Consider the following 13,562-nt stretch of genomic DNA (forward strand, 5'->3'; position numbering starts at 1 on the left):
ATTATCGGCAGCCCCGCGCGGCGCGCTGATGACCGCCGGTGATGGCCTGATAACTACAGGCTGGATCGCCCCTGTGACTTAGGTCCTGTTGACAGGTGTGAACGCCCTCGCACAATCTTCACAGGATTGGGTCGCCCTGCGCGGCCCGGGCAGGCAGGTTGTCACGGCGGGAGGAGGGTCCCGCGCGCAGACCGGCCCGTCCTTCGGCCTGCGGGAGGTTGCCTGGCAACCCCTGCGCGGCATGAACGCTGCACCCTTCGGCGGCACTTTCCCTGGACCGATTGCCTTGGCAACGGAATTACGCCTGTCGATGAAAACGTTTACAAAGCAGCTTGTACTGCCCCTGGCCCTGTCCGCTGCACTGGCCGCTCCGGCCTGGGCCGACCCTGCCGCGTTCACCGTGCTGACCCTGGAACAGGCCCCGACCGCCGAGGCGATGCCGGCCCTGGCCGCCCAGCTGAAGACCCTGCAGGTGGACGCGGTGAGCGTGCGCCAGGTGCAGCGCGGCATCGGCCAGGTCGATCCGCTGCAGGTGCTGGCCGACGGACTGGGTTACGAATACCGCTTCATTGCTGCGGGCAGGGATGATGGCCAGACCCAGCGCGGCCAGGCCGTACTGACCCGGCTGCCGATCGCCGCTGAATCCGGCCCGGACCAGCCGGGCCTGAACTACCTGCGCCTGGACGATGGCCGCCACACCGTGGCGGTCTATACCGATGCCGGTGCAGGTGCCGCGCAGCTGCCAGCGCTGGTCACCCGTTCGCGGCTGGGTGCACCGGCGGTGCTGCTCGGCGCGGTGGCCGGTGAATCGGCCAAGGCCGCCGGCTTCGATCCGGCGCGTGTGGCGCTGGAAGCCGATGCCAGCTATTTCAGCGATGGTTTCCAGGCCGCCAGCAGCGCGCCGTTCAAGGTGGAAGGCAGCGCCTTGCGCGCCACCCTGCTGACACTGGCCTATGCCGCCGACACGCATGGCGACAGGCCGTGGATGGACACCACCCTCAACGCCGATGCGCGCGCCGCGCTGCTGCTGAAGGCGATGACCGAGGATGAGAAGTTCCAGATGCTGCACAGCTACTTCGGGCTGGGCAAGGATGGTGGCCCACTGCCGGAAGGCGCGGTCGGTTCGGCCGGTTTCGTGCCGGGCGTGGCGCGGCTGGGCATTCCGTCGCAGCAGTCGGCCGATGCCGGCGTCGGCGTGACCAATCCGGGCGGCATCCGCCCGGGTGATTTCGCCACGGCGATGCCATCGGGCCCATCCACCGCGTCCAGCTGGAACCGCGAAGTGGCTTTCGCCGGTGGCGCGACCATGGGCCGCGAGGCGTGGCAGCAGCGCTTCAACATCCTGCTGTCGGGCAGCGTCAACCTGCAGCGCGATCCACGCAACGGCCGCAACTTCGAATATGCCGGTGAGGACCCGCTGCTGGCCGGTTCGATGGTCGGCGCGCTGATCCAGGGCGTGCAGAGCCAGCACGTGATCTCCTCGATGAAGCACTTCGCGCTGAACGACATGGAGACCCGGCGCAACTTCCACGACGTGCGCATCGGCGAACAGGCCATGCACGAGTCGGACCTGCTGGCGTTCGAGATTGCGCTGGAGGCTGGCCGCCCGGGCGTGGCGATGTGCTCGTACAACAAGATCAACGGCACCTACGGCTGCGAGAACGGCTACCTGATGAACCAGGTGCTGAAGCAGGAATGGAAGTTCCCCGGTTTCGTGATGTCCGATTGGGGCGGCGTGCACAGCGGTTCGAAGGCGGCGCTGGCCGGCCTGGACCAGCAGTCGGCCGGTGAAGTGTTCGACGCAGCGGTGTTCTTCGACGAACCGCTGCGTCTGGCCGTGCATGGCGGCGTGGTGCCGCAGGCGCGCCTGAATGACATGGTCACGCGCATCCTGCGCACGATGTTCCTGCACGGCAACTTCGACAACCCGCCGCAGCACCAGAAGGTGGATGCCGAGGCCGGCTTTGCCGTGGCCCAGCGCACGGTGGAAGAGGGTAGCGTGCTGCTGCGCAATGAAGGCAACCTGCTGCCGCTGGCCGACAGCGTGAAGCGCATTGTCATCATCGGTGGCCACGCCGACAAGGGCGTGATCGGTGGCGGTGGTTCCTCGATGGTGGGCGTGACCGCCAAGGGCACCAACGCGGTGCCGGGCGTGCTGCCGACCACCTGGCCGGGCCCGGTGATCTTCCACCCGTCCTCGCCGCTGGAATCGCTGCGTGCGGCGCGCCCTGACGCAACCATCGAGTATGTGGACGGGACCAATGCCGCCGCTGCGGCCAGGGCCGCCGCGCAGGCCGATGTGGCCATTGTGTTTGCCACGCAGTGGGCCGCCGAATCGGTGGACCTGCCGGACATGCAGCTGCCGGACAACCAGGACGCACTGATCTCGGCGGTGGCCGCGGCAAACCCGAAGACCGTGCTGGTGCTGGAAACCAACGGCCCGGTGCGCACCCCTTGGCTGGCGCAGGTGCCAGCGATGCTGCAGGCCTGGTACCCGGGCATCCGCGGCGGCGAAGGCATCGCCGCGCTGCTGACCGGTCAGGTCAATCCGTCGGGCCGCCTGCCGGTGACCTGGGTGACGGACGAATCGCAGCTGCCGCGCCCGCATATCGATGGCCTCGGCTTCAAGCCGGCCAAGCCGTTCGGTGATGTGTTCGATTTCGATATCGAAGGCGCCAACGTCGGCTACAAGTGGATGGCGGTCCAGGGCCTGACCCCGACCTTCGCCTTTGGTCATGGCCTGTCCTACACCTCGTTCGCCTATGACAACCTGAAGGTGAGCGTGGAAGGCTCGCGCCTGGTCGCCAGCGTCGATATCCGCAATACCGGCAAGCGCGCCGGCGCCGATGTGGCCCAGCTGTACCTGAAGCTGCCGGCAGGCAGCACCACGCCGATCCGCCTGATCGGCTACGACAAGGTGAACCTGCAGCCGGGCGAACAGCGCCGCATCCGCATCGAAGCCGAGCCGAAGACCCTGGCCCACTACGATGCACAGGCGCGCCAGTGGAAGATCGACGGTGGCACCTACCAGGTGCAGCTGTCGCGCAATGCCGCCGAGCCGCTGCAGACCGTGGACGTGCAGCTGGTGGAGCAGGTGCTGCGCTGATGCCTGACGACACGGCCCGCACAGGGCCGTGTCTGAAAAAGGGGACGGAGGGGATTAAGTCGTTTATGCATAAACGACTTAATCCCCTCCGTCCCCTTTTTATGTGGCGAACCGGTCGCGCAGGAAATCAATCAGCTGCCGTACCTTCGGTGAGGGCTGCGTGCTGTGCGGGTAGACCGCGTAGACACTCTGCTGCGGGAAGCGGTGCTGGCGCAGCACCGGGCGCAGCCGGTCCTGGGCCAGGTCGTCCTCGATCAGCCAGCGTGGCAGCACGGTGACCCCGGCGCCGGCCAGGGCGAACGCGCGCAGGCTGCTGGCACCATCCACGCGTACCACCGCGTTGCCCGGGTTGGTGGCAAACAGGGCGCCGCTGCCATCAGGCGCGATCACCTGCACATCGGCCAGGCGCGGATAGCCCAGGCGGGGCAGGGTGCCCAGCTGTGCCGGCTCATCGGCAGCCTCGGCAGAGGGCAGGCGCGCCAGCAGCGAGGGAGCGGCCACCGCGCACAGTGGGTGGCGCTCCAGTTCACTGGCGTGAAGGCCCGAATCCGGCAGGCGGCCGAGGCGGATCGCCAGGTCGAAGCGTTCGGGAATGAGGTCCGCTGGCGCTGGAGAAGTTGAAAGGTGCAGCTGCAGGGCCGGGTGCTGCGCGCGGAACGCCTCCAACGCGGGAATCAGGCGTAGCTGGGCGTACTCCGGCGTGGTGGTCAGGCGCAGCACGCCCTGCAGCTGGTGCTGGTCGCGGCGCGCGGCATCGATCGCCGCCTGCGCAGCATCCAGTGCCTGCACGCAATGTTGCAGGAACTGCTCGCCGGCCTCGGTCAGGGACAGGTGGCGGGTACTGCGCAACAGCAGGGTCACGCCCAGCTCCTGCTCCAGCCGCTTCAGGTTGAAGCTGACCACCGCGCGGCTGAGGCCGAGCCGATCGGCCGCAGCGGTCAGGCTGCCGGCTTCGACCACGGCACGGAAGATATCGAAGCGATCAAGGCTGACCATGGCGATCCATTGTCAAAACAGATTTGACAGTGTTGCAGCTGCCGTCGTGTTTTTCCAATGGGGTCCGGACGGCATGCTGGCTGCTTCCTCGCTGGAGCGCCGCCGATGCCGTCCCCCCGCCTGCGCCATGAGGCGATCTTCCTGCTGGTATTCGCCCTGGATCTGGTCAACATGTTCATCGCGACGGTGGCCTATCCGGCATTGGCAGTGGAGCTGCACGCCGACGTCAGCACCCTGGCCTGGGTCGGCACAGCGTACATGCTGGGCCTGAGCGTGGTGATTCCGCTGGCGCCGTGGCTGGCCGCGCGCTGTGGCGAGCGTCGCTTGCTGCTGGTGGCGTTGCTGTTGTTCGCGGTTGCCGCTGCGCTGGCAGGTTCCGCATCGGGGATCGGCTGGCTGCTGGGATGGCGCCTGCTGCAGGGGTTGGCCGGCGGTCTGCTGATTCCCGTGGCGCAAGCCGCGGCGTACCGGCAATGCACGGCCGGGCAACGTGGCGCGCTGACCCGTCGCATCCTGCTGGTGGCGCTTCTGGTGCCGGCCCTGGCACCGGCACTGGGCGGGCTGCTGGTGCAGTGGCTGTCCTGGCGCGGCGTGCTCTGGGCCAGCCTGCCATTGGCGGTGGTGGCCATCGGTCTGGTGCTGGCCTGGATGCCGGCCGACTGCGTGCGCAGTGCGCCGCGCCTGCAGGCCTATGCCCTGTCCACCGCGATGCTGGCGCTGGGCGCGCTGCTGCTGGCGCTGACCTGGCTGGGCGAATCGGGACATCGCGGTGCAGGTGCCGTGTTGCTGCTGGCCGCGCTGTTGCTGGCGGCGACGCACCTGCGGCATGCACGTCGGCAGGCGCAGCCACTGCTGCGCTGGTCGTTGCTGTCCCATCGCGGGCTGCGGCTGGCGATGCTGGTGTATCTCGCCGTACCCGGTGTGTTCATCGGCAGCCAACTGGTCAGTACCCTGCAATTGCACCACGCCGGTTACAGCGCGGCACGCATCGGCGCGCTGATGCTGCCCTGGGCGCTGGCTGCGGCCATCGCGATCATGGCCAGCAAGCGCCTGCTGGCTCGCTTCGGTCCGGCCGCGGTACTGCGCGCCGGCATGCTCCTGCAGGCCAGCGGCCTGTTGTTGATGGCGCTGCTGCCGCAGCCGGCCTTCGTGCTGGCCGGATTGTTGTTCGCGCTGATGGGCGCCGGCGGCAGCCTGTGCAGCAGCACCGCGCAGACGCTGGCCTTCCATGGCGTGGAAGGTGAGGCGTTGGGCGATGCCAGTGCACTCTGGAACCTCAACCGCCAGCTCAGCTTCTGCCTCGGCACCGCCGCCATCGCACTGCTGCTGGCATTGGCCATGCAATGGCTGCCGGCACGCGCCACCAGCGTGGCGCTGGGCTTGGCCGCTGCAATGACGCTGCTGCCGATGGCGCTGCTGCGCCGTTCGCAATCGATCTCTCTTTCCCAACCCGAGACAATGCAATGACGATGACCGCAGAGAACGAGTTCCATGATCTGATTGCCAAGCTGCAGGCCTGGTTCCGTGCGGAAGCAGCCGCCAGTACGCTGGATGCGCTGATGGATCATTTCTGCACCGACTTCAGCATGGTCGGTATTGCTGGGCAGCGCCTGGACCGCGAAGCACTGGCCGGCATGTTCGCTGGCGGCCACGGTGCCCGCCCGGGCCTGTGTATCGAAATCGATGCCCTGCAGTTCATTGCGGTGCCGGCACCGTTGGCAATGCTGCGCTACCGTGAAGGGCAGGGCGTTGCTGAAGGTGGGATGGCCTGGCGTGAAGCACTGGCCGTGCTGCGGCAGGAAGACGGCCGTTGGCGTTGGCTGGCGTTGCATGAAGTAACGGCAGCCTGATCGGGTAGTGCCGGCCGCTGGCCGGCAACTTCATGATCCTGGGGCGCGTTACGCGGTTGCCGGCCAGCGGCCGGCACTACCTTTCGCCGACGAGCGCAGCGGCACCGCAGGCACATGTGCCATCAGTCCTGCCTGCATCGACCGCAGAATGCAAAGCCTGCACACACTTCACGGCGCCAGGCAGGAGTAGGCTTGGGGCTTTCCTGCCGGGAGGGGTTGTCCATGCGTGTGCGTGCCGTCGCTGTAGCCATTGCCCTTTGCCTGTCCAGCACCGTGCTGGCCGCCGATACCCCGCCGATGACCCCGGATATCAGCGGCAAGCCGTTCGTTGCCCCCGATGTCGGTCGCGACTACGACAAGCGCGTGGTGATGGTGCCGATGCGTGATGGCACCAGGCTGTATACGGTGATCGTGGTGCCCAAGGGCGCCCACAATGCGCCGATCCTGCTGACCCGGACTCCCTATGATGCTGCCGGTCGCGCCAGCCGCAGTGATTCGCCGCGCATGCGCGACCTGTTGCCGCAGGGTGACGAGGTGTTTGTCGACGGCGGCTACATCCGCGTGTTCCAGGATATCCGCGGCAAGTATGGTTCCGAGGGCGATTACGTGATGACCCGGCCGCTGCGCGGGCCGTTGAACAACACCAAAGTCGACCATTCCACCGACGCCTGGGACACCATCGACTGGCTGGTGAAGAACGTACCGGAGAGCAATGGCAAGGTCGGCATGCTCGGCTCGTCGTACGAGGGCTTCACCGTGGTGATGGCGCTGACCGACCCGCACCCGGCACTGAAGGTGGCCGCACCACAGAGCCCGATGGTCGATGGCTGGATGGGCGACGACTGGCTCAACTACGGTGCGTTCCGCCAGGTCAACTTCAACTACTTCGCCATGCAGACCGAGAAGCGCGGCAAGGGTACGCCGCTGCCCAGCCTCGGCTACGACGACTACAGCACCTTCCTGCGCATCGGTTCGGCCGGTGACTATGCGCGCTTCACCGGCGTGGACCAGCTGACCTGGTGGAAGAAGCTGGTCGAGCATCCGGCCTATGACGGCTTCTGGCAGGGCCAGGCGCTGGACGCGGTGATGGCAAGGACACCGCTGAAGGTGCCGACCATGTGGCTGCAGGGCCTGTGGGACCAGGAGGACATGTGGGGTGCCAACCACGCCTATCAGGCGATGGAAGGACGCGATAGCGGCAACAACCGCAATTACCTGGTGATGGGCCCGTGGCGACACAGCCAGGTGAACTACAGCGGCAGCGAACTGGGTGCGCTGAAGTTCGACGGCGATACCGCGCTGCAGTTCCGCCGCGACGTGCTCAAGCCCTTCTTCGACCAGTACCTGGTGGATGGCGCGCCGAAGGCCGATACGCCACCGGTGCTGATCTACAACACCGGCGAAAACCACTGGGACCGCTTGAAGGGTTGGCCGCGCAGCTGCGACAAGGGGTGTGCCGCCAGCAGCAAGCCGCTGTACCTGCGCGCCGGCGGCAAGCTGGCGTTCCAGGCACCGGCGGCGGGCGAGGGCGACTTCGAGGAATACGTGTCCGACCCGGCCAAGCCGGTGCCGTTCGTGCCGCGCCCGGTCCGCTTCGGTGACCGCGACATGTGGACCACCTGGCTGGTCAAGGACCAGCGCTTTGTCGATGGTCGTCCGGATGTGCTGACCTTCATCACCGAACCGCTGACCGCGCCGTTGCGCATCGGCGGCGCGCCGGTGGTGCACCTGCAGGCCTCGACCAGCGGCACCGACAGCGACTGGGTGGTGAAGCTGATCGACGTGTATCCGGACCAGGAAGCGTCGACGCCGGAAATGGGGGGCTATGAGTTGCCGGTGTCGCTGGCGATCTTCCGTGGCCGCTACCGCGAGAGCTTCAGCGATCCGAAGCCGCTGGCCGCCAACCAGGTGCTGCCGTACCGTTTCGACCTGCCCAACGCCAACCACACGTTCCAGAAGGGCCACCGGGTGATGGTGCAGGTGCAGTCCAGCCTGTTCCCGTTGTACGACCGCAACCCGCAGACCTACGTGCCGAACATTTACCTGGCCAAGCCGGGCGATTACCAGAAGGCCACGCAGCGCGTGTGGCACAGCGCGGCGCAGGCCAGCTACATCGATCTACCGGTGTATTGAGGCCCGCAGGGTGACGCCGGGCCGTGCCTGGTAGCACGTGGTAGTGCCGGCCGCTGGCCGGCATCGGCGATGGCGCGAGAGCGTGTCGACCAAGGTCGACACCTACCAAAGCTGGGCCATGGCATGCCGATCGACCAAGGTCGACACCTAACAGGGCCCGGGCCTTCAGCCGACCTTCGAGGGGCCCGTACGCCAGCGGCTGGGGACCAGGCCGAAGCGCTTGCGGAACGCGGCGGCGAAGTTGCTGGGGTGGCGGTAGCCGCTGGCGGCGGCAGCCTGCTCGACGGTCCATCCGTTTTCGCGCAGGCCCTGTTCGGCATGGCGCATGCGCTGCTCATGCAGGTAGTCGAACACCGAGCTTCCATATTGCTGGGCAAAATGGCGGCGCAAGGAGCTGGGGCTCATGCAGGCCAGCTGGGCCAGTTCGATCAGGCTGTGGGCATGGCTGGGGTCGTCATGCAGATAGCTGCGCACTCGCTCCAGCCGCTCGCGCTGGCCGGCGCGCAGCGTGCGTATATGCTCGGTCTGCATATCCTCGGCCTGCAGGCCGACGGCCAACACCTGCAGGGCCACGCCTTCGCGCCACAGCGCATCGATGTCGTCCTGCCAGGGGCTGTCGAACAATTGGGCGAGCGTCGGCAGCAAGGCATGCGGAATGGCCCAGTGGCGGCACTGCAGAGGGGAATGAAGGACCCGTCGCAGTGCCGGCAGGCGCAGCATGTCCACGTCCAGATCGGCCGGTACGCTCAAGCTGACCCCACGCAGGTGGCTGCCACCGGGATGCAGCCCGGCCATCGACACAGGTTCATGGTGGCTGGTGGTCATGCCTGTGCCGGCGCGCAGGGTGAACCCCTTGCGACGAGGAAACTGGACATCCACTTCGCCCTGAAGCATCAGGCGGATGGTCAGGCCGGCACCGTGCACAGCGGTGGCCGTGTAGGTGAACCGGTTGTGCACGTCCGAGGCGATCAGGCCCAGGCCACCGCGCAGTGACTGTTCGTGGACGTCGCCACGCCCTGCCCATTGGTCGTCGCGCAGTTCACTCCCTTCGATCCGGTAGTCGTAGCCATGGCGTTCGCCGAACTGGCGGTAATCAGCAAAAGTGAAATATCGGGACATCGCTCTGCGCAAACACAGGTTGAATTGAATGTGTCGAAGAATCTGGAAGCGTTTCCCATTGTCGCCGCGATTCGCGCGCTTTTGACTTCGATAAGGTCAAAACGATTGGCGATTACGGCCAAAGTGAAAATGCCGAAGAACATACGCCGGCGTTTTGCACGCATATCCGTACGTAGTTCCATACATAAACTTCAGTTGAGGTTTCATGGCTGGAACGATCTGGAGATGCGATGTCAGCCCGACCATCACGGGCGTGCGCGTAGGGTGGGTGGGTTGGCTGTTGCAGGCCACTTTGATACCCCCACCGATGGAGAATGGAGATGATTGATTACCAGTTGACCGGCAAGACCGCGATCGTGACCGGCGGCGTGTCGGGCATCGGCCTGGCCGTGGCCCAGACACTGGCCACATCCGGTGCCTGTATCTCGGTCTGGGACCTGAAGCAGGATGCGGTGGATGCCACCGTGGCGCAGTTGCGCGATTCGGGTGCACAGGCCATCGGCATCGCGCTGGACGTCACCGACGAGGCGGCGGTGGAGGCAGCGGTGCAGCGCACGATCAAGGAACTCGACGGCCTGCACGTGGCGGTCAACAACGCCGGCATCAGCGGGCCGGCGGCCAGCAGCGGCGACTATCCGATTGATGGCTGGCAGCGCGTGATCGATGTCAACCTCACCAGCGTGTTCCTGTGCCAGCGTGCGCAGATCCAGGCCATGCGCGCTGCAGGCACGGGCGGCAGCATCATCAACATGGCCTCGATCCTGGGCCAGGTGGGCTATGCCGGCTCCACCGCGTATGTGGCGGCCAAGCACGGCGTGGTCGGGCTGACCCAGACCGCAGCGTGGGAACATGCGGCTGACGGCATCCGTGTCAACGCGGTGGGTCCGGGCTTCATCAGCACGCCACTGCTGGAGAAGATGGACCCGAAGGTGCGCGCCACGCTGGAAGGGCGGCACGCGTTGAAGCGGCTGGGTACGCCGCAGGAAGTGGCCGCGTTGGTAGCCTGGCTGGCCAGCGACGATGCCTCGTTCGCGACCGGCACGTACTACGCCATCGATGGTGGCTACCTCGCGCAGTGATGCGCTGAACGCGGGTTGCGGCGTCGCCGGGCATCGCCCGGCGCTACCGGGTGAACGCACTGTGGGGTGGTCTTCACCTCTGTGCCACGCATGCCACGCGACGCTCGGGGAAATACCCGGAGCCTGCCCATGGAACTCACCCAGGATGTCTCGATCCTGCTGCGCGTAGCCGCAGCGATGCTGTTCGGCGGTGTGCTCGGTGTCGAGCGGGAAATGGGCAAGCACGCCGCCGGCCTGCGTACGCACATGCTCATTGCCGGAGCGGCGGCATTGATCGTCGGTCTTGGCGACTCGGTGGCCGAGCATTTCCAGCAGGAGCGTTACCGCGATCTGCTGCAGGTTGATCCGGTGCGCCTGATCGAAGCGGTGGTGGCCTGTGTCGGCTTCGTGGCCGCTGGCACCATTCTGCGCGGCTCACGCGAGGACCAGGTCAGCGGCTTGACCACGGCCAGTTCGCTGATCATGGCGGCGGCGATCGGGATTGCGGTGGGGATCAGCAAGTACGTGATCGCGATCGGGGTCAGCGTGCTGTGCGTGCTGGTGCTGGCGGTGATGCGGCGGTTGGAGAAACGGATCTCGTAGGGAAGGTCGAGTTGTCGGCCAGCGGCCGGCACCATAAGGGCTCTAATGGTCGGACCAATATGAAGGCTAGCCCTATGGTCTAATAGGCTCTTCGTCGGAGTAGCGGTTAAATCCGCTGCAAGTGGTCTGATCGCGATCATTAATGGTAATACCAATGATCAACGGCCACGGCGACCCACCGCCTGCGGTGGGCTCCTTCCGTTTCCAGTCGAGAGTCTTCATGCAGCCCTGGCAACACCTGTACGACCCCGCCGGCAACCTGTGGTTGTCGAGCCTGATCGCGCTGCTGCCGATCGCGTTCTTCTTCGTTGCCCTGGCCGTGCTGCGCATGAAGGGCTGGCTGGCCGGCACGATCACCGTGGCCATCGCACTCAGCGTGGCCCTGTTGTTCTACCGCATGCCGGTGCCCCAGGCGCTGGGCGCGGCTGGCTTCGGCTTCGTCTACGGCCTGTGGCCCATCGCGTGGATCATCATCGGCGCGGTGTTCCTCTACAAGGTCTCGGTCAAGACCGGGCAGTTCGACATCATCCGCGCCTCGATCCTGTCGGTGACCGAAGACCAGCGCCTGCAGATGCTGATGGTCGGTTTCGCGTTTGGTGCCTTTCTGGAAGGGGCGGCCGGTTTCGGTGCGCCGGTGGCGATCACCGCAGCGTTGCTGGTCGGGCTGGGCTTCAAGCCGCTGTATGCCGCCGGCCTGTGCCTGATCGTCAACACCGCGCCGGTAGCGTTCGGCGCGATGGGCATTCCGATCATCGTGGCCGGGCAGGTCACCGGCCTGGACGCATTCGAGATCGGCCAGATGGCCGGCCGCCAGTTGCCGTTCCTGACCATCATCGTGCTGTTCTGGATCATGGCGATCATGGATGGTTGGCGCGGTATCAAGGAGACCTGGCCGGCGGTGCTGGTTGCGGGTGGTTCGTTCGCCATCGCGCAGTACCTGACCTCCAATTTCATCGGCCCGGAACTACCGGACATCACCGCGTCGTTGGCGTCGCTGGTGTGCCTGACCCTGTTCCTGCGCCGCTGGAAGCCGGTGCGGATCTTCCGTTTCGACACCGAAACCAGCGCCGAGGCGGCCGCACAGGCACTGGAGGCACCGCGCCACAGCGTCGGCCAGATCGCCAGGGCATGGTCGCCGTTCCTGATCCTCACCGCGATGGTCACGCTGTGGAGCATCAAGCCGTTCAAGTCGCTGTTCGCGGCGGGCGGTCCGCTGGAAGGCTGGGTGCTGAAGATCCCGGTGCCGGGCCTGGACCAGCTGGTGCAGAAGATGCCACCGATCGTGGATGCGCCGCTGAGCTATGACGCCATCTACAAGTTCGACTGGTTCTCGGCCACCGGTACCTCGATCATCCTGGCTGGGGTGATTGCCATCATCGTGCTGCGCATGCCTGCACGTTCGGCGCTGCAGACCTTCGGCGAGACCGTGCGTGAGCTGCGCATGCCGATCTACTCGATTGGCATGGTGCTGGCGTTCGCCTTCATCGCCAACTACTCGGGACTGTCTGCCACGTTGGCCCTGGCACTGGCGCATACCGGCGACGCGTTCCCGTTCTTCTCACCGTTCCTGGGCTGGCTGGGCGTGTTCCTGACCGGTTCGGACACCTCGTCCAACGCCTTGTTCTCGGCACTGCAGGCCACCACCGCACAGCAGATCGGCGTGTCCGACGTGCTGCTGGTAGCGGCCAACACCACCGGCGGTGTCACCGGCAAGATGATCTCACCGCAGTCGATCGCCATTGCCTGCGCGGCGGTCGGCCTGGCCGGCAAGGAGTCGGATCTGTTCCGCTTCACGGTCAAGCACAGCCTGATCTTCACCACGATGGTCGGCCTGATCACCCTGGCCCAGGCTTACTGGCTGACCTGGATGATTCCCTGAGCCATGCGCGGCTGGCCGACCACCCGCTGCGCGCTTCGGGCCACAATGGCGCCATGAGCACGCAACGTATTTCGGACAAGGTGGCTGCGCAGCTGCGCGGCCTGGTGCAGGAACAACAGCTGCGGCCGGGCGACCGGCTGCCGGCCGAGCGCACCCTGGCGGTGCAGCTGGGGGTCTCGCGCACCGCGCTGCGCGAGGCCATCGCGCAGCTGGCCAGCCAGGGCCTGTTGACCGCACGGGTCGGTGGCGGCACCTACGTGGCCGAGCCTGCGGCACGCGCGCGGCAGGCGCTGGATGAACCGCTGGCGCCGTACCTGCCGCTGTTCCAGGGCGACCCGGAATACCGCTTCGACGTGCTGGAGATCCGCCACGCGCTGGAAGGTGCCACCGCCTGGCATGCGGCGCTGCGTGCCACCGACGAGGACCGCGCGCGCATCGCACAGGCCTTCCAGACCATGATGGACGCGCACGGCAAGGACGACCCCACTGGCGAGGCGGAGGCCGACGCGGCCTTCCACCTGTCCATCGCCGAGGCCTCGCACAACCTGGTGCTGCTGCAGGTGATGCGCGGGCTGTTCGAACTGCTGCAGACCAACATCTCGCAGAGCCGCGAAAAGCTCTACACCTCGGCGAGGACCTTCTCGCCGCTGTCCGACCAGCACCGCGAGATGATGGATGCGGTGCTGGCCGGCGACCCCGAACGCGCGCGCGCCGCCGCGCATGCCCACCTCGAGTTCGTGCACACCACGCTGCGCACCCTCGATGACAACGAAGCCCGGCGTGCGCGGGCCTCGCGCCTGCCTTCCCCCCACGGTTGA

General features: G+C 66.5%; 10 protein-coding genes. 8 read left to right on the forward strand and 2 right to left on the reverse strand.

Going from position 1 to position 13,562, the window contains the following annotated elements; genetic code table 11:
• The first annotated feature begins 310 nt into the window (after positions 1–310).
• Positions 311–3,106, forward strand: coding sequence for a beta-glucosidase family protein (locus AC5P74_RS06200; RefSeq protein WP_080375122.1), 2,796 nt, complete (start codon positions 311–313; stop codon positions 3,104–3,106).
• Between the two features lie 99 nt (positions 3,107–3,205).
• Here the strand turns inward: AC5P74_RS06200 and AC5P74_RS06205 are convergent, their stop codons facing one another.
• Positions 3,206–4,102 carry a LysR family transcriptional regulator gene (locus AC5P74_RS06205; RefSeq protein ID WP_346607712.1) on the reverse strand — a complete coding sequence of 299 codons (897 nt, stop codon included), beginning with the start codon at positions 4,100–4,102 and terminating at the stop codon, positions 3,206–3,208.
• 105 nt (positions 4,103–4,207) lie between these two features.
• Between AC5P74_RS06205 and AC5P74_RS06210 the strand changes: the two genes are divergently transcribed.
• From AC5P74_RS06210 to AC5P74_RS06220, 3 genes are all read left to right on the forward strand, one after another.
• Complete coding sequence (locus tag AC5P74_RS06210; RefSeq protein ID WP_053499566.1) at positions 4,208–5,569, forward strand: MFS transporter; 1,362 nt, start codon at positions 4,208–4,210, stop codon at positions 5,567–5,569.
• Positions 5,566–5,952 carry a DUF4440 domain-containing protein gene (locus AC5P74_RS06215; RefSeq protein WP_005417047.1) on the forward strand — a complete coding sequence of 129 codons (387 nt, stop codon included), beginning with the start codon at positions 5,566–5,568 and terminating at the stop codon, positions 5,950–5,952. Before AC5P74_RS06210 ends, AC5P74_RS06215 begins: the two co-directional genes overlap by 4 nt.
• A gap of 222 nt (positions 5,953–6,174) precedes the next feature.
• Positions 6,175–8,085: a CocE/NonD family hydrolase gene (locus AC5P74_RS06220; RefSeq protein ID WP_070489901.1), complete on the forward strand. Its 1,911-nt coding sequence runs from the start codon at positions 6,175–6,177 to the stop codon at positions 8,083–8,085.
• Positions 8,086–8,250: 165 nt separating this feature from the next.
• Here the strand turns inward: AC5P74_RS06220 and AC5P74_RS06225 are convergent, their stop codons facing one another.
• Complete coding sequence (locus AC5P74_RS06225) at positions 8,251–9,204, reverse strand: helix-turn-helix transcriptional regulator (RefSeq protein ID WP_346607713.1); 954 nt, start codon at positions 9,202–9,204, stop codon at positions 8,251–8,253.
• A 320-nt stretch (positions 9,205–9,524) separates the two neighbouring features.
• Here AC5P74_RS06225 and AC5P74_RS06230 point away from each other — a divergent pair, with 320 nt between their 5' ends.
• The 4 genes from AC5P74_RS06230 (at position 9,525) to lldR (ending at position 13,562) form a co-directional block, all read left to right on the forward strand.
• The gene (locus AC5P74_RS06230; RefSeq protein ID WP_346607714.1) at positions 9,525–10,283 is read left to right on the forward strand and encodes an SDR family NAD(P)-dependent oxidoreductase; all 759 of its coding nucleotides are present in this window, start codon (positions 9,525–9,527) and stop codon (positions 10,281–10,283) included.
• A 129-nt stretch (positions 10,284–10,412) separates the two neighbouring features.
• Positions 10,413–10,865 (forward strand): MgtC/SapB family protein, encoded by a 453-nt coding sequence (locus AC5P74_RS06235; protein WP_005413774.1) that lies wholly within the window; start codon positions 10,413–10,415, stop codon positions 10,863–10,865.
• Positions 10,866–11,085: 220 nt separating this feature from the next.
• Positions 11,086–12,744, forward strand: coding sequence for an L-lactate permease (gene lldP / locus AC5P74_RS06240; protein ID WP_053499572.1), 1,659 nt, complete (start codon positions 11,086–11,088; stop codon positions 12,742–12,744).
• Between the two features lie 53 nt (positions 12,745–12,797).
• The gene (gene lldR / locus AC5P74_RS06245) at positions 12,798–13,562 is read left to right on the forward strand and encodes a transcriptional regulator LldR (protein WP_005417039.1); all 765 of its coding nucleotides are present in this window, start codon (positions 12,798–12,800) and stop codon (positions 13,560–13,562) included.

Source organism: Stenotrophomonas sp. YJH_SMC_94-11, from assembly GCF_059370435.1.